Source organism: Reyranella sp. GW821-FHT12G01 (assembly GCF_058806575.1).
The window spans coordinates 3833387-3857105 of sequence record NZ_JBXAPV010000001.1; the positions used below are offsets into that span (position 1 = coordinate 3833387).

31 protein-coding genes are annotated in these 23719 nt (G+C 65.3%); 2 read left to right on the forward strand and 29 right to left on the reverse strand.

Going from position 1 to position 23719, the window contains the following annotated elements; all coding sequences use genetic code 11:
• Positions 1 to 5 precede the first annotated feature (5 nt).
• From AC1RP5_RS18530 to AC1RP5_RS18620, 19 genes are read right to left on the reverse strand one after another with little or no spacing between them, the layout of a single operon-like run.
• Positions 6 to 359, reverse strand: coding sequence for a hypothetical protein (locus AC1RP5_RS18530; RefSeq protein WP_493112932.1), 354 nt, complete (start codon positions 357 to 359; stop codon positions 6 to 8).
• Positions 356 to 562, reverse strand: a complete 207-nt coding sequence (locus tag AC1RP5_RS18535) for a hypothetical protein (protein WP_493112934.1) — start codon at positions 560 to 562, stop codon at positions 356 to 358. The genes AC1RP5_RS18530 and AC1RP5_RS18535 overlap by 4 nt, the downstream gene beginning before the upstream one ends.
• On the reverse strand, positions 562 to 1719 hold the full coding sequence (locus AC1RP5_RS18540; RefSeq protein WP_493112936.1) for a hypothetical protein: 1158 nt from the start codon (positions 1717 to 1719) through the stop codon (positions 562 to 564). Before AC1RP5_RS18540 ends, AC1RP5_RS18535 begins: the two co-directional genes overlap by 1 nt.
• Positions 1716 to 3437 (reverse strand): hypothetical protein, encoded by a 1722-nt coding sequence (locus tag AC1RP5_RS18545; protein ID WP_493112938.1) that lies wholly within the window; start codon positions 3435 to 3437, stop codon positions 1716 to 1718. The genes AC1RP5_RS18540 and AC1RP5_RS18545 overlap by 4 nt, the downstream gene beginning before the upstream one ends.
• Complete coding sequence (locus AC1RP5_RS18550) at positions 3434 to 5281, reverse strand: hypothetical protein (protein WP_493112940.1); 1848 nt, start codon at positions 5279 to 5281, stop codon at positions 3434 to 3436. The genes AC1RP5_RS18545 and AC1RP5_RS18550 overlap by 4 nt, the downstream gene beginning before the upstream one ends.
• Positions 5278 to 5916, reverse strand: a complete 639-nt coding sequence (locus tag AC1RP5_RS18555; protein ID WP_493112942.1) for a hypothetical protein — start codon at positions 5914 to 5916, stop codon at positions 5278 to 5280. The genes AC1RP5_RS18550 and AC1RP5_RS18555 overlap by 4 nt, the downstream gene beginning before the upstream one ends.
• 47 nt (positions 5917 to 5963) lie before the next feature.
• Entirely contained in the window at positions 5964 to 6416 is a 453-nt protein-coding gene (locus AC1RP5_RS18560) for a GNAT family N-acetyltransferase (RefSeq protein WP_493112944.1), read from the reverse strand.
• The gene (locus tag AC1RP5_RS18565) at positions 6413 to 6676 is read right to left on the reverse strand and encodes a hypothetical protein (RefSeq protein WP_493112946.1); all 264 of its coding nucleotides are present in this window, start codon (positions 6674 to 6676) and stop codon (positions 6413 to 6415) included. Before AC1RP5_RS18565 ends, AC1RP5_RS18560 begins: the two co-directional genes overlap by 4 nt.
• Complete coding sequence (locus AC1RP5_RS18570; RefSeq protein ID WP_493112948.1) at positions 6676 to 7047, reverse strand: hypothetical protein; 372 nt, start codon at positions 7045 to 7047, stop codon at positions 6676 to 6678. Before AC1RP5_RS18570 ends, AC1RP5_RS18565 begins: the two co-directional genes overlap by 1 nt.
• Positions 7047 to 8474, reverse strand: a complete 1428-nt coding sequence (locus tag AC1RP5_RS18575) for a packaged DNA stabilization protein (protein WP_493112950.1) — start codon at positions 8472 to 8474, stop codon at positions 7047 to 7049. The genes AC1RP5_RS18570 and AC1RP5_RS18575 overlap by 1 nt, the downstream gene beginning before the upstream one ends.
• Positions 8474 to 8875, reverse strand: a complete 402-nt coding sequence (locus AC1RP5_RS18580) for a hypothetical protein (RefSeq protein ID WP_493112952.1) — start codon at positions 8873 to 8875, stop codon at positions 8474 to 8476. Before AC1RP5_RS18580 ends, AC1RP5_RS18575 begins: the two co-directional genes overlap by 1 nt.
• Positions 8875 to 9210: a hypothetical protein gene (locus tag AC1RP5_RS18585; RefSeq protein WP_493112954.1), complete on the reverse strand. Its 336-nt coding sequence runs from the start codon at positions 9208 to 9210 to the stop codon at positions 8875 to 8877. Before AC1RP5_RS18585 ends, AC1RP5_RS18580 begins: the two co-directional genes overlap by 1 nt.
• The gene (locus AC1RP5_RS18590; RefSeq protein ID WP_493112956.1) at positions 9210 to 9371 is read right to left on the reverse strand and encodes a hypothetical protein; all 162 of its coding nucleotides are present in this window, start codon (positions 9369 to 9371) and stop codon (positions 9210 to 9212) included. The genes AC1RP5_RS18585 and AC1RP5_RS18590 overlap by 1 nt, the downstream gene beginning before the upstream one ends.
• Positions 9372 to 9424: 53 nt before the next feature.
• Positions 9425 to 10645, reverse strand: a complete 1221-nt coding sequence (locus AC1RP5_RS18595) for a P22 phage major capsid protein family protein (protein WP_493112958.1) — start codon at positions 10643 to 10645, stop codon at positions 9425 to 9427.
• Positions 10646 to 10669: 24 nt separating this feature from the next.
• Positions 10670 to 11527 carry a hypothetical protein gene (locus AC1RP5_RS18600; RefSeq protein ID WP_493112960.1) on the reverse strand — a complete coding sequence of 286 codons (858 nt, stop codon included), beginning with the start codon at positions 11525 to 11527 and terminating at the stop codon, positions 10670 to 10672.
• On the reverse strand, positions 11524 to 13593 hold the full coding sequence (locus AC1RP5_RS18605) for a portal protein (protein ID WP_493112962.1): 2070 nt from the start codon (positions 13591 to 13593) through the stop codon (positions 11524 to 11526). The genes AC1RP5_RS18600 and AC1RP5_RS18605 overlap by 4 nt, the downstream gene beginning before the upstream one ends.
• Positions 13593 to 14915 carry a phage terminase large subunit gene (locus AC1RP5_RS18610; protein WP_493112963.1) on the reverse strand — a complete coding sequence of 441 codons (1323 nt, stop codon included), beginning with the start codon at positions 14913 to 14915 and terminating at the stop codon, positions 13593 to 13595. The genes AC1RP5_RS18605 and AC1RP5_RS18610 overlap by 1 nt, the downstream gene beginning before the upstream one ends.
• Positions 14912 to 15076, reverse strand: a complete 165-nt coding sequence (locus AC1RP5_RS18615; protein WP_493112965.1) for a hypothetical protein — start codon at positions 15074 to 15076, stop codon at positions 14912 to 14914. Before AC1RP5_RS18615 ends, AC1RP5_RS18610 begins: the two co-directional genes overlap by 4 nt.
• Positions 15073 to 15504 carry a terminase small subunit-like protein gene (locus AC1RP5_RS18620; RefSeq protein ID WP_493112967.1) on the reverse strand — a complete coding sequence of 144 codons (432 nt, stop codon included), beginning with the start codon at positions 15502 to 15504 and terminating at the stop codon, positions 15073 to 15075. Before AC1RP5_RS18620 ends, AC1RP5_RS18615 begins: the two co-directional genes overlap by 4 nt.
• Positions 15505 to 15708: 204 nt before the next feature.
• Here AC1RP5_RS18620 and AC1RP5_RS18625 point away from each other — a divergent pair, with 204 nt between their 5' ends.
• Positions 15709 to 15897, forward strand: coding sequence for a hypothetical protein (locus tag AC1RP5_RS18625; protein ID WP_493112969.1), 189 nt, complete (start codon positions 15709 to 15711; stop codon positions 15895 to 15897).
• Here AC1RP5_RS18625 and AC1RP5_RS18630 read toward each other — a convergent pair.
• Both AC1RP5_RS18630 and AC1RP5_RS18635 read right to left on the reverse strand, forming a co-directional pair.
• Positions 15894 to 16406: a response regulator gene (locus tag AC1RP5_RS18630; protein WP_493112971.1), complete on the reverse strand. Its 513-nt coding sequence runs from the start codon at positions 16404 to 16406 to the stop codon at positions 15894 to 15896. The genes AC1RP5_RS18625 and AC1RP5_RS18630 overlap by 4 nt on opposite strands.
• Positions 16407 to 16484: 78 nt before the next feature.
• Positions 16485 to 16931, reverse strand: coding sequence for an Hsp20 family protein (locus AC1RP5_RS18635; RefSeq protein ID WP_493112972.1), 447 nt, complete (start codon positions 16929 to 16931; stop codon positions 16485 to 16487).
• A gap of 221 nt (positions 16932 to 17152) precedes the next feature.
• Between AC1RP5_RS18635 and AC1RP5_RS18640 the strand changes: the two genes are divergently transcribed.
• Positions 17153 to 17590 (forward strand): hypothetical protein, encoded by a 438-nt coding sequence (locus AC1RP5_RS18640; protein ID WP_493112974.1) that lies wholly within the window; start codon positions 17153 to 17155, stop codon positions 17588 to 17590.
• Positions 17591 to 17994: 404 nt separating this feature from the next.
• Here the strand turns inward: AC1RP5_RS18640 and AC1RP5_RS18645 are convergent, their stop codons facing one another.
• The 8 genes from AC1RP5_RS18645 to AC1RP5_RS18680 all read right to left on the reverse strand — a co-directional run bounded on the left by AC1RP5_RS18645 (position 17995) and on the right by AC1RP5_RS18680 (position 23711).
• The gene (locus AC1RP5_RS18645; RefSeq protein ID WP_493112976.1) at positions 17995 to 18438 is read right to left on the reverse strand and encodes a thermonuclease family protein; all 444 of its coding nucleotides are present in this window, start codon (positions 18436 to 18438) and stop codon (positions 17995 to 17997) included.
• Positions 18439 to 18447: 9 nt separating this feature from the next.
• Positions 18448 to 18672, reverse strand: coding sequence for a hypothetical protein (locus AC1RP5_RS18650; protein ID WP_493112978.1), 225 nt, complete (start codon positions 18670 to 18672; stop codon positions 18448 to 18450).
• An 80-nt stretch (positions 18673 to 18752) separates the two neighbouring features.
• Positions 18753 to 19040 carry a hypothetical protein gene (locus AC1RP5_RS18655; protein WP_493112980.1) on the reverse strand — a complete coding sequence of 96 codons (288 nt, stop codon included), beginning with the start codon at positions 19038 to 19040 and terminating at the stop codon, positions 18753 to 18755.
• Between the two features lie 4 nt (positions 19041 to 19044).
• The gene (locus AC1RP5_RS18660) at positions 19045 to 19623 is read right to left on the reverse strand and encodes a type II toxin-antitoxin system antitoxin SocA domain-containing protein (protein ID WP_493112982.1); all 579 of its coding nucleotides are present in this window, start codon (positions 19621 to 19623) and stop codon (positions 19045 to 19047) included.
• 735 nt (positions 19624 to 20358) lie between these two features.
• Positions 20359 to 21213 (reverse strand): toprim domain-containing protein, encoded by an 855-nt coding sequence (locus AC1RP5_RS18665; protein WP_493112984.1) that lies wholly within the window; start codon positions 21211 to 21213, stop codon positions 20359 to 20361.
• Complete coding sequence (locus AC1RP5_RS18670) at positions 21210 to 22814, reverse strand: DEAD/DEAH box helicase (protein ID WP_493112986.1); 1605 nt, start codon at positions 22812 to 22814, stop codon at positions 21210 to 21212. Before AC1RP5_RS18670 ends, AC1RP5_RS18665 begins: the two co-directional genes overlap by 4 nt.
• Entirely contained in the window at positions 22804 to 23484 is a 681-nt protein-coding gene (locus tag AC1RP5_RS18675; RefSeq protein WP_493112988.1) for a hypothetical protein, read from the reverse strand. The genes AC1RP5_RS18670 and AC1RP5_RS18675 overlap by 11 nt, the downstream gene beginning before the upstream one ends.
• Positions 23484 to 23711: a hypothetical protein gene (locus AC1RP5_RS18680; RefSeq protein ID WP_493112990.1), complete on the reverse strand. Its 228-nt coding sequence runs from the start codon at positions 23709 to 23711 to the stop codon at positions 23484 to 23486. The genes AC1RP5_RS18675 and AC1RP5_RS18680 overlap by 1 nt, the downstream gene beginning before the upstream one ends.
• Positions 23712 to 23719: the final 8 nt, after the last annotated feature.

The window sequence follows — 23719 nt, forward strand, 5'->3', positions numbered from 1 at the left end:
GCTCCTTAAGTTCCCTGCCCGGCAGTGATCTGGATGGAAGCGCCTCCGGTTTCGCAGATGGCCGATATCCACAGGCCGGATGGCCCGACGAACGGCGGCGTCAGCAGGACGGACGTTCCCGGCCAGATGCGTTGACATGCCAGAGTCGCCGCGACGCCGTTCTGACCCATGCGGACGGACACCCGCGCGGCGTCATCGCCCGACACGAGGATGCGCATCTTCGCCGGGTCCGGCGGGGCTTCCGTGCCCGGGATCAGGACCGACGCAGCCACGCCAGCCGAGACGAGAGTCAGCAGCGCCCCCCTTCCGCCTTCGAATGGCTCGAACGCCTGAATGTTGATGGGAGCCGCCTCGCTCATGCGATGCCCAGCAGGTTCTTGAGGTCTTCGGCGGTGAGACCGACCGCGGCGAGCTTCTGCTCCGGGGTGCGCTCGGGCGGCTCGAGCGAGGCGAAGAACGCCACGAGCTCGGCGTCATCGTCCGCAAGCCGCTCCTGCCCCGGCCATTGCCGGTTCGGCCATGCGCCGTAGATGGACTGGTCTTCCCTGCGGCCGACGAACATCAACGCCTCCCCCAGGTGAAACCGAGCGTGACGATCACGTAGAGCTCGACCGTGCCGCTCGCGCGCGAGGCCACGGCGCCGGCGGCGCTGGTACGGATCGCCATCTCTGCGATCGCCTGGTTGGCGGCTGCGTTGTAGAGATTGGCGAGCGGCGTATCGAGAACACTGGGCGCGGCGTTCACCTCGTCGGGATTGCAGACGACGATCGCGACGCCGCCGCCCGAGTTGGAGCCCTCGCCGCGGATGCGCGCGACCACCGAGAACGCTGTCGGCACGGACAGCACGTCGGTGCGGCGCGAACTGGTGAGCGTGGACGCCAGATTGACGTCGCGGATGCCGGTCACCCACTGGTACTCAATCCCGCCGCCGGCCGTCTCGTAGACCTTGAACGGCAAGATCGCGCTGGAGGCGCGCTTGAACCAGCCGATCAGGCGCTTGTAGTTGTAGTTCGCCGGCAGCACGGGAGCCGTCGCGGAGAGCGAGAACAGCACGTCCGTGACGTCGGTGTCCGACCGATGGATCAGCCAGACGAAATACTCGCCGTCCGCGATCGATCCGGTATCGAGGCCGCCTTGGTTGCTGCCGACCGCCCACGCAGCGTCCAGCTTCTTGGTCAGCGCCGTGCCCAGCACGAGCATGAGGGTGTTCGTGCCGTCCATGGCCGAGCCGACGGCGATGTCGATGTCGTTCGTGGCGTCGGTGACGTTGTTGGCCCACGTCAGGCCCTCGATCAGGCCACGCGGCAACGAGAGCGGCGCCGACCATTTCGGATCTGCACCGTCGGACGTCAGGACGTACCCGGCCGCGCCAATGGGGAGCCGCTTGTAGCCCACGTCGTCACGCGTCAGCAGATCGCCACGGGCGGTCAGCGAGTCCACCGCGCCAAGGCCCGGCTGCGGATCGACCGTCCACACCGTCACGTCGGCCGACGACTTCAAGTCGACCTTGTAGTCACCCGCCGCCAAATAGATCGAGGGGAACAGGCCATCGGCATCGGCCACGACCGGGTTTGCATTTGGCGTCGCCAGATTGGCGTCGGCATAGCTGTTCTTCGGATTGCTGGTGCCGGCCGCGTAGAAGTAGAGCTTGGCGCCCGGCAGGGTGTTGCCGTTGCCGTCTACGGGGGTGAAGCGCGGGGGTGCGAGGAGTAGGCTCATGGCGTCACCAGGGCGTTGCGACCGGATTGGAACGAGCCCAGCCCGGCGGCGCGCAGGGCTTCCGGCGTCATGTGCAGGGCATTCGCCACGTCCTCGATGCCGCCCACGGCCTTGCCGCCGAAATAGACGGTCTCGCCGACGATGCGGGGGGAGAACATGGGGAGGGTGAAGGCGTTGATCGGAGCCGCCGTCATGGCGCCGACGCGCGCGCCGAGCCCACGCGGAACCAGCGTGTTCATCGCCTGCCCGCCGATGGCGTAGGGAAGCGTCGGCTCGTGGACCGCGAGTTCGCTCAGCAGCTCGCCGCGGTTGCGCCAGTTCGTGTTGGCCCCGTCGCGGGTCGCGCTCTGCAGCTTGCCGACGGCTGTGTTGCCGGTGGCCTTCTCGCCCAGCGAGAACGTGCGGGTGACTTCCTTGAGCCGGTCGGAGGACTGCGCGTAGTCCTCCATCATCTTGGCGTAGCCGGGCGCCTGTGCGGCTACCTCGTCGCGGACTGCGCGATAGATGCGATCGGCCGCCACTCGCTCGGGGGTGCCGTGCTGAGTCGCATCGCGAATATTACCAAGACGGCGCTTAAGAGCATCCAGACCTTCGGGCGTATGGAATTCTGCGGGATCGAGCTGCTTCCACGCGTCGATAGAGTCCGTCATCTCCTTGGTGATTGCAACGGCCTTTGGCTCGGTGGTCTGGCCCTTGTACGAACCGACCTCGGAGGCCTTCGCCACCTTGGCGTCGATGTCGTTGAAGTCGAGGACGGTCTTGTCGTTCGCCAGGTCGGCCTTGCCTGCCTTGTAGGCGTCGGCACGCTCCTTGCGGATGCCTTCGAGGGCTGACTTCGCGGTCTCCACGATGTCCTCGACCGGGACCTTGCCGCGCATGTTGTCGGTGAAGGCCTTGGCGGTTTCGCCGCCCTCTGCGCCGGCCCGCGCCGCCGAGCGCACGGCTTCCTTGCCGGCGCCGGTGGTGACGCCCAGCGCGTTGGAGGCGAGCGTTTCGGCACCCTTGCCGGCAAGCTTCAGGGCGTTGCCGGTCTGCGTCAGCGGATCGATCAGCGCACCGGCGCGGCTGGCGACTTGCCCCACCGTTCCGGCCACGCCGGGCACGCGCACCAGGGCACCCCCGCCGGCCGTGAGGACGGTCGAGAGGTCCGCCGCGACGCCGACGGGATCGGTCGCCAGTGCGTTCTTGAAGCCCTCCTCGGAGCCGTAGCGGTCCTTGAAGAAGGTGCCCACCGCATCGGCCGGAGCTTCCGTCTTGGCACGCGCGGCGCGCTGCTCCGGGGTTTCCTCGGGCATGAGCGCCGGCAGCCCATCCGGGCCGATGTAGGGCGCGCTCGCGCCGATCTTGGAGACGACGCCCTTGCCCACGTCATAGAGCGCGTTCGCGGTATCGACCGGGTGGATGATCGGCTGCACGAGGGCGTGCAGGAAGTTGCCGGCGCTGGCCGGTGCGTTCTTCAGGGCCTCCAGCGGCACATCGGACCACGAGCGCGTCGGCGCGGCTGGCGCGGCCTGCGTGGGTGGCGAGGGTGGCGTGGCAGTCGGCAATTCCTCTGCCGGCAAGGACATGGGCCGGCCACTGTAGACAGCGGAAGCGCCCACGATGCGCAGGGGACGCGGCGCCGGCGGCAGCGCATCAGGCGTGCTGGCGTAGTTCGTCCACGGCCCAGCGGCCGGTGCCTCAGGAGCGGCCTGATAGGCTTCCCAAGGCCCGCTCACTGGACCTTCTCCCAGCTATTCTGATCGGCCGGGTTTCCGCCTTTGTAGCGATAGCCCTGCTCGATGGTGCCGACGGTCGGGGATGGCTTGGAGGGTGCGGGAGCCGGGCCGGCGGGTGCAGCGGCCGCTGGCGGCGCACTCTCAGCCGGCTTGTAGGTCGAGCCGGCGGCGCGCGAGATGCCCTCCAGGGCGATGCGGCGATTCTCCGCCTTCTGCTTCAGCACCTCGGGCTTGTCGCCGGGGCGCGGGAAATACTGCTTCTCCGCGTTCGCGAATTCCTGATCGGAGATCACGGCGCCGGACTCACGGCGCAGCACGGCGTTGATGAAGTCGCGACGCGCCTGCTCGTAGAGCTGGTAGCCCTCGCTCTGCAGGTAGTTGCCGCCGGGCACGTATTCGAGGCCCTTGCCGACCGAGCTCTGCCCTTCGGTCTCGTGGTTGAGGATGACCTTCTCGGCCGCGCGCATGCGGTCGGCGTAGAGCGCGGCGTTGGCCTGCCCTTCCGTCATCGGCTGCGCCTTCTTGGCGATGGCGGGGTCTGCCGGGCCGCCGGGGATGAATTCGAGCGAATGCCCGTCGGCCGCGAGGCGGTAGCCCGGCGGCACACGCTCGGCACGCTGGCGAGCGGGATCTGCCGGACCACCCGGAATGAAGGTGAGACCGCCATCGGGCGAGAAGTCGTAGCCCGCCGGCGCCTGGCGCTCCTTGGGAGCGGCGCGCACGGGCAATGGCACGAAGTCGGGCTTTCCGTCCGGGCCGGTGATCAGTACCGTTCCGTCCTTCACGACAGGTATGCCGCCGATGGTGCGCACGACAGCGCCTTGCGGCAGCCGAAGGCCGCGCACCTGCTCGCGTGGGTCGGCGTCAGGCGGCAGCGGCGTGCCGTTCGCATCAGCGCGCGGCTGCGTGTCGCCCTGCGCGATGCCCGGAGGCGCGCCAGTGGGGGAAAGTGCCTGCGCGTACCGCTCGACCGGCAGGACATTGCCGGCACCATGCTCAGCACCGTGAACGCCGCGGGCGAACTTCGCCGCGGTCACGGGATCGTTGAGGTCCAGTGGCTGGTTGGGGTCGAGTCCACCGATGCTGGCGACGTTCCGCGCCCACTGGTTGGGATCGTTCGCACCGTCGCCAACCGGCGCCCACTTCGCGCCAATCTGCGTCAGCGTCATCGGCTGGCCGCCGTTGAACTTGGCCGGGTAGGCCTTCACGTTGCTGACCGCAAGACGGATGCCGTCATCGAGGGACGCCGGCTGCTGGAAGCCGCTCGACGCCCCGACCGAGCGCACGTTGCCGATGTTGTTGCGATTCACGCCGCCGCCAGCCGGCGCACCGCCGCCCTGCCCCGGAATCGGATCGAGACCCTTCCCCTGCTCGGTGAAGTAGCTCGCCACCGGGCGTGCCTTGTTCACCTGGAAGCTGATCCAGCCTTCAGTCTGGGGGGACCACTGCTGCGGCCAGCTCGACGTGTCGTAGCCGCGCTTCTGGGCCTCCTGCATCGCCAACGCGTAGGCCTGCGGGCGCTGCTCGGGGGCCGCATTCAACACCCCCATGCCGCTCTGAACGGTGAAGTCGGCGGCGTCCTTGGTGCGGGCACGCTGGTTGTCGTCCAGCTTATCGAGGATCGGCGCGATCTTGATGGCGGTCTGGGGCGAGATGCGATCCAGTGCGGTCTTGTCGCCCTTGAGGAGCGCTGCCACGTGCGGCGCGTCGGCCTCGTCGCGAGCGTCTGCTTTCTCCTGACGCCGGATCAGCGCGTTGCGGTACTCGGTGTCGGCCTCGCCTTGGCGCAGAGCCGCAGCGGTCGTTAGCACCTTGCCAAAGTCGGGGAACACGACGCCACTCATCGGGTGCTCGGGGTTGCTGGCTTCCCGTATCCACCGAATAGATACGTCCCGAGCATCGCGTTCTGGATGCCCGAGCCGATGCCCGAGGCGAGCGCGTTCGCGCCCTGCGCGTAAGACGATCCACGCGCAATGCCACCCTGTAGCGTGGCATTGGCCGCACCTGACACGAGGCTGCCAGCCGTGGAGTTGGCGCTCGACGTGGCCTGCTGCCCTCCGCCGCTCACGCCCATCAGGCGATTGAAGTAGTTGTCGTATTCTTCGGAAGCGAGATTGTCGCCGAAGCCCTGCACGGCCTTGAGCTGCGCGCCGGACAGGCGCATGCCGCGAGAGGCGGCCGAGCGATCGAGCGCGTTGATGCCTTCGGTCTGCCTGAACTTGTAGCCCGGCGTCGTCGTGAAGGCGTTGAGGGCGTCTTTCTGCAAGCCCTCCGCGTTCGCGGGGTCGACCCAGAACTGCCCGTAGTCGTTGCCGCGCTGGGTGAGTTCGCCAAGGCCGAGAAGCTGGGTGATCTTGCCGAGCGCGGACGTGCCGGCGCTGGTCCAGGGGGAAAGCTGGCGGCGGCTCTTGTCGGCTTCCGCCAGCATCATGCCGGATGCCTGATCGGCCGCGCCGCCTGCCGCCGCGCCACCGGCCATCGCGCCGCCCTGACTGATCAGTCCACCAAGGATTGAGCCGATTGGCATTATGAGTCCAGCCGTTTGCGGAATACCTGTTCCGCCGGACTGAACTCTGCACGCCGGTACAACCGGCCCAATGCAGTGCTGCGCTCTCCAGCTTCCGCGACGACGTCGAAGTATGAGACGCCACGATCGCGGACGATCAATTCTAACTCAGACAGCAGCGTGCGGCCAATGCCTTTTCGATGATCCGGCTCGACATACCAGAACACTTCACGAGCAAAGCGCACCCCGTAGTTGCAGATCGAGGGCGACGTATCGGCAGCGGCCATGCCGACGGCCATGTCTTCGCCATCGGCAGCGACGAGCAGTAAGCCGGCTTGCGCGAGCAGCGAGAGCGTGTGGCAGAAGTCCTCGGGGATGAACGGGACGGAGTCGGAGTAGCCGGCCTCGTGATGGAACGCGGCTCCCATTTCGAGCAGGCGGGCGGCGTCCTGTGGCTGCGCGGGGCGGATCATGGAAGCCTCTGCAGCCACGCCAAGAACGAGCGCGTCGGGCAGCCGGCGACGTCTACGATGTCATCGGTGGCGGAGAACTGGGCCGGGGCCGTCACGCCCTGCAGGAAGGCCGTCAGCGCGCGACTGGGCTTCTGGCCCTCCACGACGGCGGAACTGGCCGAAGGCATTGCCGCGGTCGAGGTGAGGCCGTTGAGGGCGTGCACGAACAGACGGGTCGGCCGGCCGTCGCTCTCCACGATGGGCGCGCGGGCGCTGAGCATCAATAACGCCCCAACTGCTGGGCAAGGAACGCCTGCATGTCGGGCGTCCATTTGTCGGCCGGCACGTCGTTAGGATCGACGCCGAACTTCTGCATGAACGTCTCCATCCATGCCGTCGGGTGATCGGCCGCCTTGCCCGTCGACTTCCAGTGCGGGATCGTGTCGTGCGCGTAGGCTTCCGGGCCGTTGCCGGCCAGATAGGCCTCGCGGTAGTTGAAGTCGCCGCCGTCGATGCGAGGTGCTTCGCCGTAGCGATTGGTGAACGCGTTGCGCCACTGACGGACGCCGGGGTTGAACGCCATGTAGTTCTGGAACTGCGCCTCGTTCTCGGGCGACCAGAAGCGGGCGAAGGCGTTGGCAGGCTCGGCCATCAGTTCGCCAGCCCGTCGGTGAAGTGCCGGATGCCGTAGATCGTGCGCTTCACCGGGTCGCTGATCGCGAACTCAAGCGTGCGCTGACGGAAGGCCCCGAGGCCGGTCCACGCGGCGCGCTTGCGGGCGTTACCGATCGGCCCGATGGGCGCGGTCCGCTCCGGCTTCCAGGTGTTCCCCCCATCGTCGGAGACGCGGAGCATGGCGACAGGCTGGCTGCCCTGCCCGCTTGTCAGGCCGACGCCCATCTCGCACTCCAGTTCGGCACGACGCATGATCGCGCCGTTGCCGTTGTTCTGGATCGGCGGGCTGCTGATGCTCGACCGGATCGGGTATCCGAGGTCGTTGTAGGTCCGGAGATCGAGCTCGGCCACCCGGCCGCCCGTCAGGCCGACCAGCGTCTTGCCGAAGGCGCGGAACATGCAGCGCGGTGCCCACGGCGCCGGCGCGAGGCTCGTGCCGCTCTGGCGCTCGTGCCATGCCATCGACGGATCGGGCGCGGCGGCGTCGAAGCCGAACGTCCGCCCCAAGGTCGGAAGCGTCAGGATGTAGAAGGCGTGACCATCCTGCGTATAGGTCATGCCGTAGGCGTCGGAGACGTCGCCGGTTTCCAGAATGGACTCGATGGCGTGCGTGGATATCCGCGCCGGCTGATAGCCGTTGGCTCGATAAACGACGCGATCGCTGCCCAGCCAGAACACCGAATTGTCGAGCTTGGCCGGGCTCATGGCCGCGGCGCACCCCTTCTCGATCAGCGCGCCGTTGATGCGCTCGAACGGCATGGGGGTGGAGCCGACGTCGGTCCACGGCTCGATGGATTCGGTGCCAAACAGCCAGATTTCCCGGTGGTCGACGAACACCCGGACCAGCCCGTCTGGATTGCTCTCGGCCGTGGCGAAGTCGAGCGGGTCGATGGTCCCGATATCGTCGATCGCGGAGATGAAGAACTGGCCGGAATCGTCGTCCTTGGTCCAGACGGCAAAGCCGTCGATGTAGTCGATGCTCGACGCGCCCTCGGTGGGGTAGCCGGCCGACGTGACCTTGGTGACGGTCGTCCCGGTGATGACGAATGAATACGGGCGGACCAGCAGGCCGATCTGCGTCCCGTTGTTGATCAGCATGGCGCGGCCCGACGCCGGGATCATGTCGCCCGTGCAGGGCGTCGCCGTCCCGTCGCGCGTGACCTGATAGAGCGTGTTGCCCGACAGGATGTAGGCGTAGCCCTGCGCCTCGATGCCGGCGCGGATCGTGTCGCCGCCGACCGTCGCCCATGCCTTCTGGCCGGGCGTGCCGACATGCACGATCTTCACGAGCGAGCCCGGCGGGGCGACTTCGGCGTAGAGGTTCACCAGGCGCGAGGGGTTGAGCGGGCGGCTGCGGCCCTGCTGGGTGCCCAACGCCGCCGGGATGCGGGTCGGCCGAGCCATCAGATATCCCGATCGACGTTGTAGGAGCGGCGTCGGCGCAGGATCGGGTCCGTCAGTGCCGGCGGGGAGACGTGATAAAACGCCTGCAGCGAGTTCTTGGCGTCCTGAATCTGGACAGCCATCTGCGGCGTGATCGTGAAGCCGTAGCCGTCGGCGAGGTCGCGGATCAACATCAGGCGCACGCTGCGCTTCAGCTCGTCGGGGAAGTTGATCGTGCTGTCGAGCGAGGTGAGCGCGGTATGGGCGTAGTTGATGCCCTCCGCATTGAATCCGGCCAGCAAGTCGTCGAGGTCTTCGAGGCCACGCGCGCCCTGATCAGCGGTCATGTCTTCGTATTCAGAGAGGACGCCCATGCGGCGCAGGGCGCGCACCAGGACATCGCGGGCGGTCAGGGAAGCCATCAGCCCTCCATCCCGCCATTGATGCGGAAGCGGCCCTTGCAGACGAGCGTCGTGGCGCCGGACTTGGTCATCCAGGCCTCGTGCGCGTAGTCGCCGGAGAGCGACGCGGTGTCGATCGCGACGACGGGAACAGTGAACGTGCCGTCGGCCGCGCTGACGACCGCCCCGACCTTGTTGAACAGCGGCGATTCGCTCGTCGGATTCGAAGGCGAGCGTCCAACGCGCCACGCAATGGACGCCCCGGAGAGGTCGGCCACGTCGTTCGCGGCGTCGCGCGCCTCCAGATCGAGCGTGCGATCCTCGCCGGCCGTCACTTCGAGGTGCTGGACGTTCATCACGCCTTGGGCGGCTTGGGGGCCTTGGGCGGCTTGGGACTGGGCTCCTTGGCCCCGTCGGGATGATCGGCCCAGCCCGCGGGCACGTCGTCCTCGTCGTTGAAGATCCGGCTCTCGCCATTCGGCCCGTAGAACCAGGCCGGAAAATCGCTCTTGGACATCGCGTCCTCCGATGAAAAGAGAAGGGAGGAGCCCGAAGGCCCCTCCCCGTCAGTTACGGCGTGCCCGAGGCGCGGGTGGCGAGGTCCGGATAGATGGACTTCACGCCATAGAGGACATCGAGACGGATGATGTCCTCGTCGTTGTCGATGTCGTAGTCCTTCACGACACGGATCGAGAGGTTGTCCTTGGTGAAGCGCTCCTTGAACGCGGCACCGTCGGGCAGCTCCAGCGGCACGCTCACCAGGGCAAACGCGTTGCGATGGAAGCCCAGGTTCTGGACGTAGCCGGTGGCGGCGGTGCCCAGGAACGTGAGCGCCGCGTTGTCGGCCGGCACCGCGCTGACGGTCTGGTACGGGCCGCTGGTGATGATCGCCGGGGCGATCGTCAGCGACACGACACCGGAGCCGTTCGAGTTGGCGTCCGCCTTGACCACGAACTGCTGCAGGTGCGGCAGCGTGGCCTTGGAGATCGGATTCACCGCATAGACGCCGGCGATCGTGAACACGTCGCCTTCCTTCGCCCATCCGGTGATCGAGTTTGAGGCGCCGTCGATCGCCAGCGTCTGCGTGTTCGTGGTCTTGGACAGCGCGTACGTGGTGTTCTGCGAGCCGCCATTGATCAGCGGCGTGCCGCCCAGCGCGCCCACGGTGTGGGTGGCGATGTTCTGGTCTTCCGCCGTGTCGACTCCGCCGATCATGCCCAGGTCGCCGCGGCGATAGGCATCTTCGGCCGGCTTCTGGATGTAGAGGGCGGTCTGGGAGCCCAGCATGCCCCAGTTGTCCGTCGGCGAGAGGACGGACTGGCGCATCTCCTGCGGCACGGCGCCGAGCGTCAGGCGCTCGGGCATCTTGCCGAAGTCGGAGAAGCTGTTGATCGTCTGGCCCGGCGTACCGACCCAGTTCCAGACCTGCTTGTAGAGCAGGCACAGGTCGAGATCCATCTGGTTGGCGAGCGAGATGGCCGCCGGCTCGATGTAGCGCTTGGTGTACTCTTCGACCGACAGGGTGAGGTCCTGGCTGTTGAACTTCCAGGAGACGTGCTTGCGCTTGTTGATCTGGAGGGAGAATGCGCCCTCCTCGACGTCCTGGTTCGAGCGCGTCGCGCCGTCGGTGACGGTGAAGCGGACAGGGCGGCGGACGCTGATCGTGTCGCCGACCTTCACGAACTCTTCCTTGTACTCGCGATAGACCTTGCGGCCCATGACGAGGTTGTTGCTCAGGTGGGCGAGGCCGACCTTCGCAATGATGCTCGGGGTGATGAGAGAGTTAGCCACGGCAGTTGCCTTTCAGGAGATGGCTCAGCTTCGGGACTGCTTGGCCGCCCACTTCTTCGTGTCCTCCCAGGACATCGTTTCGATGGAGGCCGGTGCAGCACCTCGACCTGCAACCCGGGGGGCGGGCGGCGGAGCCTTGGTTGTGTTCGGCGGGGGCTTCTGCCCAAGCTGGGCATCGACCTTCGCCAGTTCCTTTGCCGCTGCCGCGGGAGAGAGCTTGTAGATCCGAGCCGCTTCGGTCCGATTCTTCGCCAACCAGTCGACCATCCCGGCCTTGTGGTCAGCGGCATCCATGAGGTAGTCGGCCATCGGCTGACTCATCGGGAACTTCGGATCGGTGAACACGGCGGCTGCCGCGTCCTCGAAGCCCTCGATCTCTCCGCCCTGTTCGTCGAGCGCCGATGTGAAGCCAGCCCAGCGCTCTTGCTGCCCCTGCTCCTCGTTTCGCTTGCTCGCATCGCCCTTGGATTTCTCCACGAGTTCCGCGAACTTGCGTTCGGCCTTCCACTCGGCGCGCGCGTCGAGATAGTCCTCATAGGTGCGAAAATCGGCCTGCTTCGGACCCGTATCGTCCGCGGGCTTTGCGTCGCCGCTCGGCTGAATCACCCGGCCCTCAGCGAGGGCTTTGGTGAGACGGTCGACGAGGCCTTCCGCAATCTCCGCGCGACGCTCCGCGTCTCTACGCTTGGCAGTGAGTTCGCTGATGCGTGGGCCGATGGGCTTCTTGCCGCCGGGCTGGTCGCCGTTTGGCTGTCCGTCATCGGTTGCGGGTGCATCACCCGGGGGAGCGGCCGCTTCTCCCGTCGTTCCGACCTGAGCAGACGCCGTAGCGTCCGATACCTGAGCATCGCTCACATTTTGGTTGACGTCAACGTCGCTCACTGTGGGGCTCCTGCTTGATCGAGTTCCGCCATCGGCGGCATGTCGTGATCGGCGCCGTTCATCTGCGGCGGCATTTCCGTGGGAGGCGCGGCCGGCGGCGGACCCTCGCCAATGGGCGGTGTGCCGGGCTGCTGCGCCTGCTGGCCCTGCATCGCCTCACGAAGCGCCTTCAGTTCCTGCATGATCTGCGGGAGCGCGAGGCCCATCATCTGCATCTGCGCGGACATCTGCGCGTTGGTCAGGTTGATGCCTTCGGTCTCGGCAACGATCTTGTCGGTCTCGGCCCCAGCCTTCATGGCCGATGCGGTGTCCTTGGCAGCCTGAGCCTGTGCGGCCGGGTCGGGAGCCGCCTGCGCGGGGTCGGGCGGCTTGAGCCGTTCGCTGATCTCCTGCGCATAGGGCACGTCGAGCGCCTTCACGATCAGGTCGGGAGCCGCCTGCCCGACGATCGGCATGTCGCGGGCGAGGTTGAGCATCGCGTCCGCCGCTTCCATGCGCTTGGTCGCGTAGCTCGGGCCGGTGCTGACGGTGACGTCGTACTCGCCGGCCGACAGGTCGTTGAGCTTGATGAACGCGCCCGCCATGTTCGGATCGGGCACCTGCTCGTTGACCTTCGTCATGTCGTGGTCGCCGTCCTCCTTGAGGATGCGGACCATGCGCTCGGTGTCATAGACCTTGCCCAACAGATCGCAGATCACGACGCCGCAGTAGCGGACCGCGCGGGCGAGATTGTCGGGGTAGAGGAATGTCCCAGTGTCGCCCTCCCGCTGTCGCGCGAGGATTGCCTTGCCGGACGTCTCGTTGCTCGGGGCGCCCAGGTTGGGCTTGAAGATACCCGTCGCGATCTCGATGTCCGCCGCAGAGATGGCCGCCTGCGAATCAAGGCCGGTCTGTGCCATCGCGGCCTGCGCGCGCTGCGGCATCTGCGTGGCGCCGTCGTTGACCAGTAGATATGGCAGGTTGTCCGTCCCCGCCCTATCCCACATGTTCTCAAAGCCCTTGATCTGGTTCTTCGTCAGGACGAAGGGCTGCTTGGGCTGCAGGGCCGTGGTCTCGGCAGCGGCGGTGCGGGCGTAGTTGTAGAGGCGCTGCGGGTCCTTGGCGTCACGCACCATGCCCTTGCGGCGCGTCGAGCCGTCGATGGTGATCTCTTCGCCGGGCACGAAGCAGACGGGGATGTACTGGCCCGGCCACGGGTGCGGCCCGCTCAGGATCTCCAGGCCATTGATGATGTAGCTTTCGACCTCGTAGCTCTCGACCTCTCGGGTGCGATCGAGCTGGATGCCGGACTCGGCGCCGGCGGCGACCGCTTCCTTGGCTTTGGTTTCGTCGTCGAGGACGGTCCCGTCGCTCAGCAGGTAGAGCGTCTTCTTGACCGGCTTCTTGCACCAGTACTTGGCCACGCGGACCGATTGACCGGTGCCGAAGTTGGGCATCCAGTTGAACCCGCCGACCGCCACACTCGGCATGTCGCTCAGGCTCTTGTCCGGATAGGCCTTCTCGAACGCCGCCTTGGACATGCGGTCGAACTCGAACGCGTACTGCATGTCCGACTTGTCGGGCAGCGTCGCCATTGGGTCGATCAGGACGCCGAACGGGTCACGCACCGGCCGGATGCGGATATCCTGCTCGAAGCCGTCGTTGTTGCTGTATTCGGTGTCAATGACGAACGCGCCCTGCCCAGCAACAGCCGCGTTCTCGGCCGCCATCGCGTAGCAGGCGTCGGCGTCGGAATTGACCTCGATGTTGCGGATCAGGCCGTTGCGGATCTCCGCGCCTTCCTTGGTGCCATCCTTGGAGGGCAGAACCCGGATGGCCGGCGTGTTCTGGCGAATGTCGCCCGTGAGCTGATGCACCGGCGCGGCGAGGCGGTTGACCGTGAGCATGGGGCGGTTGACGCGCGCAGCCTTCGCCTGCTCGTCCCACTGCTCACCCGCGTAGAACAACTGGTCTTCCCGGCCCTTCGTGATGTTGTCGCGCTCGAAGCTCCAGGCTTCCTCGACTCGATCGATTGCCGTCTGGTGGGTCGCCTTGAGGGCCGCGGTCTTGGTGTCAGCGTCGGCCATCAGTGCGCCATCCATGAGCCAGAGCGCGGGGCGCGGGGCTTGTAGGGCTGGTTCTCCGGCTCCTCGTAGACGACGCACATCAGCCCGAAGGCGTCGGCGCCGTTGGAGGACCAGTCGTGATACGGCCCGAGGCCAACACCACGCTCCTCGTCGCGCTTCTCGTGATACCAGCCAAGCGCCTCGCGGCCCGGCTCGGTCGTGTCGGCGTTGAACCAGATCATGGGGAAGCGGCGACGGCCGGCCTCGACGCGCATGGAGGCCGCGCCGGGCCCCTGGTTGGGCACGGGAGGCGGCACGTCGAAGCCGGCATCCTTCAGCGCGCTCTCGTAGGAGACGCTGTAGATGCGGTCGTGGGTCTTGCCGTCGTGCGGCAGGATCATCTGGGCGCCGCCGTAGCCGTGCTGGCGCAGCCAAGCGACGTGGACGGAAAGCTCCTGCCCGCGCGCCTCGTAGTAGTCGAGGATGCGGATTTCGCGGCCCACGAACTGAGCGATCCAGATGGCGCAGGCGTCGGCCTTCGCGCCGGTGCCGCCGATGTCCCAGAAGGCACGGACGGTCATCAGCGGATCGCGGGAAACCTTGCAGATGCGGCCCTCGGCTTTGGCCTGCGTCAGGCTCTTGGCGTAGTACGCGCCCTCGATGACCGAGACATGCGCGCCTTCCCAGATATGCTCGTACTGGTCGGGCCGGTTCGTCATGTCGCGCTGGCGCTCGCGTTCGAGCTTGGCTGGGAACTTCGGGTTGTCCCGCCAGTTCATCTCGACGACGCGGATCAGGTTGTCGTTGGCGGCCCGGAAACGGCTCTCCACCGCGGCTGTCTTGCGCTTGGGGTTCCAGGTGACCCACAGCTCGGCGTTCCAGTCCTCACCCTCTTCGCGAAGGGTCGGGATCAGGATGGACCACGCCTCGGCCGTCACGGGCTCGGCCTCGTCCACCCAGCACAGGAGGATACGCCCCTTGGACTTCACGCTGTCGATGGAGCGATCCAGGCCGGCAAAGGCGAAGGCAATGCGCCCGTCGCGGCTCTTGATGAACTTCTCGCCCACGTCGTAGTAGGCGGCCAGAAACGGCTCCTCCTCGATCGCGCGCTTGACCTCCTCCAGCGAGGAATCGTCCAGCGAGTTCATGTACTGGCGGGCACACAGGAGGATTCCGCTCTGCCCGGCGCTGCCGAACATGTAGCCCCAGACGGCGGCCATCTTGGCGAAGGTGCGGGTCTTGGCTGAGCCGCGACCGCCGTAGGCTCCGCGCACGTCGGCAGGGCCGATGAACAGCGGCTTCAGCTTCGGGGGGATGGCGACACGGGCGGTGGCGGCGCTCATTGCCGGCCCTCCGCGCGGAGCCGTTGGGCGAGACGATTGTTGGCCACGACTTCGCCGCCGAGACGCGACAGAGCGATGTTCACGATCTGCTCGGTCGTGAGCGCGGGTGCCGGCTTCCTCAAGCCGAGGCGCAGCAGCAGGGCGTGCCACAGGCGCCTCACGAGCCAAGATCCACGAGTTCAATGCGCGTGAACTGGATCGGGCCGCCGCCGGCGCCGGTGTGCTCGACCTTCTCGCCGTAGACCTTGGGCAGCGCCTTGCTCAGCAGCCACTTGCGGGTGTCGACGCGCAAGCGATCTCGAGCCGGGTCACCGCCCTTGTCGTCCGCAATCTCGGTCAGCTCGTCAGCGAGCCCCTGGTAGCCGATCTCACGAGCCCGCGCGTACTGCGCCGAAAAGGCGTCTTTCTCCAGCGCCCAACGGCGAACGGTTGGCTCGGGAGGCATCGCCACGTCACGGCAGATCGACCGCAGCGTCTCACCCGCAGAGAGGCGCTCGCAGATGCGGTCGGCTAGAGCCTGGGTGAACTTCGAGGGTCGGCCTCTCCGTCCCGGCTCAGCAGTCTGATGATGTGGGCGTTTCTTCGCCAAGGGTCCCGCCGGCTGTCGCTGACGGTGTCCCATTAGGGGGAAGTGTGACTAACGAACGCAAGCGAGGCGTTCGACCAACTATCATTCGAATACGCAGCAACTACCTCCGGACAGTTCCATTCAACTGGATGAGCGCAGCCAATCCGGGGGCTTCTGCCACCTAGGGCGCCCGATCAGCGACGTTCCAATCGAAAGGAAATGAGCATGCCGATGTCGAAGCCTCCCAGTTCGTCGGATCTGTCGCCCGAGCGAGAGTACGAACGCAAGAACCCGGGCGCCGGTGGGCCGCCGGGCCAGCAACAAGAGAGGGACAAGCCCAATCCGGCCGTCACACGCGACGACGGCGGAGCCGGCATCCCGGGCAGTCAAAACGAGGACGTGAAGGTCCGCTAGATTGCGGGAAACATCCTCGGCCCACGCTCATACGGGATGATCACCGCTCCCGGAGAGCCATTTACCAACTGGTCGACAGTGTCGACCAGCGCTTCGGGAGAAACCGGCTTGGTGAGCAAGGGGCGCAGTGCGAGTTCGTGCGGCAGTTCGCTCGCATTATCGACGATAAGCGCAAACGGTACATTTTCTACGCCCAACCAATCGGTGACCGCCATCGGAGCGCTTCGCCGAGCGTCTAGGTCGATGACCGCAGCGTCGAGACGGCCGCTCCGTACGAGACGCTCTACTTCGCTTTGGCTGCCCGCCGGACCGACGATAAGATAGCCGGCATCCCGTAGGGTCTTTTGCATTTCAAGCGCCAGTGAAAGCTGATCCTCAACGATCAGTATCCGCCCGCAGGGTGGCCGGTCGATCGTCAGGGCATGAGGGGGCAGACTTAGAGCACCATCGGCTTGGGGAGCCAGCTCTGGAGTCGATTGAGGCCGGTAGGGTGCCGACCTTGCGATCATGACGAACCTCCTGATTGAAAAGACAACTATAGGCGGAGCGCCCGCCGCTTTGGGCAGCGGGACGCCCTCAGCAGACGCCTATTGCTTCGAAATCCGCGGCGTCGAGCCGGACTCGATGCGGATAGCTCGGGCCTTCTTCTCCTCGGGGATCTCGCGCTTCAGCTCGATCGTCAGAAGTCCGTTGGCCAGATTGGCTCCCACAACCTTCACATGGTCGGCGAGCTGGAAGCGGCGCTCGAATTCCCGGGCGGCAATGCCACGGTAGAGGTATTCCTTCTCCTCGGCGCCGGGCTGGGCCCGGCCGGTCACGAGAAGTTCGTCCTCCTTCTGGGTGATGCTCAGCTCGGCCTCGGAGAAGCCGGCTACCGCCATGACGATGCGGTACTGGTCATCGGCCACCTTCTCGATGTTGTACGGCGGGTAGCCCTGCGGGCCCTGGCTGACGGCCGAATCGAGCATGTTGAAGACCCGGTCGAAGCCGACCGTGTCGCGATAGAACGGTGAAAAGTCGAAAGCAGTGCGCATGTTCATCCTCCAAATCCTGAGCGATGTGTTTGCGAAGCGGCCCCCCAGGGGCAGCCGCCGAAGCGATACCTGAGGCACCGCCGGCAGATGATCTAGGGGAGGCCAAATAGCCTTCAAGTGCCCGACGGAAGATTTTTTGGCCCCCATGAGCAGCCAGGCAAAGGGGGCGGGGCATCTCCGGCGAGGCTCGCGTTCAAAGCCGGCAAAAGTGCGACAAACGCTTGGAACCTGCTTGCCCCTATCTACATTGGACGGATCCGCAGCCCCTTGGCGGATGCGTAGCCATCAATATTCAACAGCTGGTCGAATCCATGAATCTGGAGTGTTCACTCGGTGAAAAATGCACCAAAGACCGCGACGGCGGCGCTCAGGCCAAAATGATGTCGCAAGAAACCCGGACCTACCCTGTCCCGCTAATTACAGCGGCAGACTTCCCTGAGTTCGCTGAGATTCTGGCCGGTGACGAGGGTTTCCCGACCACCCATGCGAGGTGGGTGCAGCTTTCTAATGCTCGCTGCTCGGTGCTTGAGGACGATGATTACGTGGTCGTTCCCATCAAGGTGAGCCCGCGAGGCTTTAAAGAATATCTACTCGATGTTGGCAGCGATCCGAACACCAGCAGCCTGGCAGAATACGTGGCGAGGCTGGCGGCTGGTTGATCTCGCCGAATGGATGACCGCAAACGCGGGAGGGCGCGCTACCGACTGCTCCCACTACCCAGCTCACTTACGACGTCGTGACCGCGCTTTGTACGGATCGGCATTCGGCAGATGCTATTGCGCTCGATCAGGCCCATTTCGCGCAGTCGGATTTCAATCTCGGGCGCTGGGCGGCGCTGTGCGAACGACCCATCGATCGCGATCAGGCCGGCGAGTTCTTCAGGGGTAAGATTCGGGCAGCTCATCTAATGCAGGTCCGCGCGTTCAAGCGGCGTTAGCATATGATGATGCTGGCCGCGGTTCGGACGCGAACCTAGCGAAGAGTCTGGGGTAGCAAAACTGGAAAATTTCTCGCGTGAGCGTGCGCCCATGACTGGGAAGACCGCTCGATCTCGCTCCAGCGTCTATTGGCGTTGCGAGGCTCGCCAGTCCCAAGCGGGCTGACAATTCCGAGCATGAACCCCAAGGTTCTCCGCCTTCGCCCGCTCCTCGTCGGCCACGTAGTCCTTGCTGTATCGCGTGAAGGCCCAGGCCATGCCAAGCCGAACCATCTCTTGGCCGAGATCTCGGCCGTCGACCCGACATATGGCAACGGTGCGGCCGTAGCGGTCCGTGTCCTTTGGCTCGCAAGTGACTGGTCCACTGCCCTTGATCAACGTCTCCAGTACCGCCGTCGCCATGACGCCGGCCGGATAGTCGCCGCACCACTGCTTCGTCTCCGGAGCGTCGATGCCCCAGAGGCGATAGGTCGTGCCGTTGAGCTTGATCGTGTCGCCGTCGGTGATGGTCTGGGCGCTGGCGCCAGCGGACGCCAGCAGCATCGAGAGCGCGATGAGCCACAACTTCATCTCGCCTTCCTATCGATCCGCCGGCTGGCGGATCATTTCCTTCTTCTTCGCATTCGCCGCGGCCACCCGATCGAGCATGTCAGGCAGGTCCTTCATTCCCCACAAGATCAAAGCCAGGTAGGCGATGAAGACGATCCAGAAGCCCTTAGGGTCGGTCCGGCGGTCGATGAGAGTCCGCGACCCGATCGTGACATGGCCTATCCAGGCAATGAACCCGAAGAAGGCTGTGAACATCACCAAGGCTACAATGATGAACGGGTGTATGGGCATTCGGAACTAGCTTGGAAGGCATTACTACACCTTCTCAGTGCGACTTAGGCCTCGCCGTAGGGGAAATCGGCTACCTCGACATGCTGCAGGCTTACCGTGTTCTTAGAATCGTCGATGGTAAAGATGATGACCAGCGAAGGAATGGCGTTCCCGATACGCTTGGTCACAGCGTACCGGAATCGAAGCTGGCCAATCTCGACTGATTCGAACTCGTGAGGCTTATTGCTGAGCGGCTCTATTAGCACCTCAATTGCCATATCGACGCGAAATGAACCGCCCATCTTGCTAACAGCTTCGATGAAGCTGGGTTCTTCGACGATGCTGTACTGCATGGGGCTAGTTGGACTTCCAGCCCCGCTCAACTGCCAAATTTTTCAGAAGTGCGAGTTGCCGGCCCTCAATCTTTCGATCCGAAAGATGAGCCAGCTCATAGTGCATCCGATCCCCGTCCTCGCGCGTCCTCCAAGCGATGCCGTGCGAGTCATCACTGGTCTCGGCTCCAGTCATATCCCAGTAGTAGGAGATAGCCCTGCGGGCGAAATTCAACTCTGAGACCAGAAACACGTTTGTGTTGGATGGGACTTTGGCAATCACCCGTCGCTCGATGACTCCATTCCCAAACTCTTTGTCCAGGTACGCGATGGCGTTGTCCCGCTCCATCGCCTTTAGAACTGGAACCATCTGCAAGGGGGCCGGACCAAACTTCAAGCGCTGATAACTACAACCGGTCAGCGCCGCGCTCGTTTCGGCATAAGACGTGAAGTCGGCCTTCCAGATGATCTTGTTGAGCTTCGTCAGTCCAAAGTAGGGCGCGTGTTCACACTCCTCCGCCACGAACAAGACAAGCTGCTTCAGGCGTTCTTCTTGCCCGTCTGCAAGCGCCTGGAAGGTGGTTAAAAGAGGTTTTCTAGCCATAGCTAGTACCTGTCCCGTTTCGTTCTTACCTTATATAGAAAACTTCTTGACTTTTCCACGGCGTTTTGGGGATCAACTCTCCCTGCTTAGGAATCGTGTTGTTTATCAGATAGTTACTGATGCCGATTGCCGCCCGTAGCGCTTCCATCACCTCGTCCGCGAAGCTGGAATTTCCCCACCTTGACTTGCATGACGCTATCACGCCGGCTGGGGTGGTGTACCGCAGTTAGCCCTATCGCCTCCCGCTGCCGCAGGATCGTGCGGCGTGAGCAGCCCAGTTTCCGAGCGATTCGATCATCCGTGTAATGGCAAGCGTGCCAGTACCGCAGAGCCTCGTTGTCGCCTTCAGTCCAGACCTTCCGCTTCATCGATCCGCCTTCCTTTCGGCAATGCTCGTTTGAGAGTCCGGAGCGAAGACGCACTTCGCCCTTGCCGGGAAAAGTGCATCTTCACGAGGAATGCTCGCCCGAGCCGCCCGTCGCTTTCGACGCATCGCTATAGAGATTGCCGGTTGATCCCGGCGCGCGGGTGGGTTGGCCGATCCCCGCTTACTCAGTCTTCGAATCCAACGGCGGGCGTGCACGAGGGTAGCGATCCCCTCGACGCGCCGTGCTGGGCATTGTCCCAGCGTCCTGTGCGTAGCTTCTTTTCCCCGGTGGCGCTCACGGTCATGGTCCCATGGTGACGCCGGTACAGAGGGGCTATGTGCGACGGCGAAGCCCACCGTCATCGAACTCAGGCGGCGCATGACCTCCTCTGCATCAAGTCGAGGAGAAGCTTCTGCAGGGCCGGCAATCCGGCGCTGAGGTGCAGGTCGTTGGCGTCGGTGCCGAGCGCGGGCGGCATCGCCCAGGGCAGCCCCGTGCGCCGCGCGAAGTACTCGCCCGTGCCCAGCCCGCCGAACTGCGGGATCGGCTTGTCGTTGTCCGTCACGATCAGCGCGCGGTGCCGCTTGCTGGCGACCTCCGCGACATTCGCGGCAGCGAAGCAGCACGTCACCCTCGCCCGCACGCACATACCGGCGAGCGCTGCCTTGATCGACAGGCCGGTGGCGTATCCTTCGCAGAGGACCTCGACAGGACCGTCGCCGATCGAGAAGGACGCACCGCCGATGCTGCCGTTCTTCAGCGACATCTTCCGGCCGTCCTCGTAGATTTTCTGGAGCGTCGTGATCCGGCCGTTGATCCGCCCCGGCACGAGCAGCATGTCCTCCAGCACGAGCCCGAGGGCCTTGGGAAAGCCTTTGCGCGCCAGATAGGGGTGCGTCGCCCAGGAAGCAGTCTTGACCATGTGTTGGGCCGTCTCGGCAGCAAAGCGGGCTGCCGCAGCTTCCTCTGCGCGACGCTTCGCAAGGTCGGGGAGTGGCTTCGGCGGCTTGGTCCGCCGCTGGGCCCGCTCCTCATGCCAAGTGGCCAGCGCGAACGTCTCCCAGTTACGGATCCAGCCGCGCTGTCCGTCGGTGCGATAGGCGCCGTTCTTCTTTTTCGGATGTGTATCGGTGGCGCACCGGTGGATGCGGTCATCCTCCCGGAGGTCGCCGATGATGCAGCCGATCGACGCCGCGGCTTCGTGAAAGGTCACGGCGCTCATGCGGCGGCCCGGCTCTTGGCGTATCGCGCCATCTCGCGCTTGCAGAAACTCTCGACCTCGAAGGTCACGAGCGATGACTGGAGCGGCAGTGAGTCGTACCGGCCGGGCGGCCAGCATCCGTACACGCCCTTGAAGATGCCGGCGGCCCATTTGCGGCCGGCGGCCTCATCGCCCCTCTTCCGCTCTGTTGCCCAGGCGACAAACGACTGGTGCGCGACGCCCGGATCCTTGAGCAGCGGATGATTGTCGAAGTCGAAACGGCGGGTCGGCTTCTGCCCGAGATCGAGGCGCTCGGTGGAACCATTCACGATCGTCACGTCGGAGGAGCGGCGTGGGCGCTCACGGCCACATGCAAGGCAGGAGCTTACCCCCGGAGGCAAAACCGCCCGGCAGCCAGAGCAGACAAGCTCCTTGCGATCCTTGGGCGTGATGGGACGAGCAACCTTGTCCTTTTCCGCCGCCTCGTTCAGCTCGTCGACACCGTTGGCCCAGAAGTCGATGGTATCGATCAGGAACCGCAGCGCGTTGCCGCTATGGTCGATGACGAGTGCCTGGTCCTTGCCCGGCGCCGAGCGCATCACGCGGCCGATCTGCTGGATATGCGTCGTCAGCGACTTCCGGAGCGGCCGGCACAGCAGGCAGGCCCTCACGTCCGGGACATCGAAGCCCTTGGCGAGCGCGTCACAGCTCACCAGCCCTGTGATGGCGCTGTCCGGCTTCCGGAACTCCTCGATCTTGGCCCGGCGTTCGTCTTCGTCGTCGTGATACGAAATGTTTTGGAAGTTGAGCCCGATCCCCGCGAACGCCCGGCAAATCTCCTCGCCGTGCGCCACGGTCGACGAGAACGCGATCGTCTTCACAGGCCCGCCGAAATGATCGGTCGTCCGCTTCGTGTACTCGGTCACCACGTCGCCGACGATCTTGATGCCTTCGGCCTCGAGGCCGTGCTCGTCCCACTCGCCAGTCGACCGCACCTTGACGCCGCTAACATCAGCCTCGACGGCGGCATAGATGATCGGCCGTACCAGCATGCCAGTCCCGATCAGGCCGTCGGTCGTGGCCACGTTCACGCAGGCCTGGAAGTGGCGCCCGAGGCCGCGGGTGAAGGGGGTTGCCGTCAGGCCTATGATCGCGACGTGCTCCGGCAGGGTCGTCAGCCAGTCGAGCGTAGAGCGATAGAGCGTGTGCGCCTCGTCGATCAGCACGAACCGCAGGTCCCGCAGGTGATAATCCACATACCCGCCCTTCCCCAGCCGGCGGCCGAGGGTTTGAGCAGAGACGAGCTGAACAAGAGCGCTAGGGCGGCAGCGCCAGTGGTCTGCCTGCATGATGCCGTGGTCGATGCCGTAGCGATCCATGGCGAGCGAGGTCTGATCGATCAGGGCACTGCGGTCGGTGATGAAAGCCGATCGCGAGCCCACCCGCTCCGCCGCTTGCATCAAGCCCAACGCGATGATGGTTTTGCCGGCGCCGGTCGGCGCGCACAGGATCTGCCGACGGTTTCCTCGCCTAATGTTCTCCCGGGCGCTTGAGAGCGCGCCGAGCTGGTAGTCGTGAAGGACCAGCTGCTCAGTCGCGGTCGTGAAGAGGTCACGCGGCATCAGCCCGCCCCTTCCAGCCGGCGTCGATCGCCCGGCCCTTCCACATCCTCGCGCGACGCTTCTCGGCCCCGACCTCCTCCACTAGGTCGGCGACCCGGCGAGTCAGTGTGTCGACCTGCTTGGTCAGCTTCTGGTTTTCCTCGACCAGCTCGCCGGCGCCGGCCAGCGCGATCCGCTCATCCCTCTCGATCTCCAGGTCGCGCGCCGCCGCATCGGCCTCGGCCTGGAACTCGGGATCGAGCACCACCTTCCTGTTGTCCCGCTGCCGCTTGTCCTTCAGCAAGTCCTCGAACTTCTCGGCGGGAACGGCGGCGAGAGTGCGGGCACGGTGCGCGAGGTTTTTGTCGATCCCCGCCTCAGCGAGGGTCGCCGGAGCTTCGGGTTTAATTTTAACCCGATGCTGATTCGAGCCGGGCGGCCTCGCCTTCCCAACCGATCCTGCTTGCGCTGCCATCAGCTCGCCCAAGCGGCGCTCGGCCCTGATGCGGATTTCGGCCGCGTCGATCTCAAGCTGCCGATTCTTCGCCTGCTTCGCGTAGGCCCGCACGGCATCGGCCTGTGCGCCGATCTCGCGCACGTCGTCGACCGTCTTCGCCTCGCTCACGGCGCGGCATGCCGCGTCGTAGCGGATCAGCGATGGCTCGGCAGATGCGGGCACAGGCAGCGACATCAGAGGTGGCGCAGCCCGAACCGGCTGATCAGGCCTTGCGCCCTCCGCCGGCTGATCGCGCCGCGAACGCCCGCCGCCACGATGGATTTCTTCAGGGAGCGCCACATGGGCTCGCTAATCGACTGCCAGCGGTCAGGGCGGCGCTCGTCCATGTCGGCACCCTCACAGATGCTCTCGCGCCCGTAATCGGGCACGATCGGATGCCCTGAGTGATCGACAGGAAGCATGACTAGTC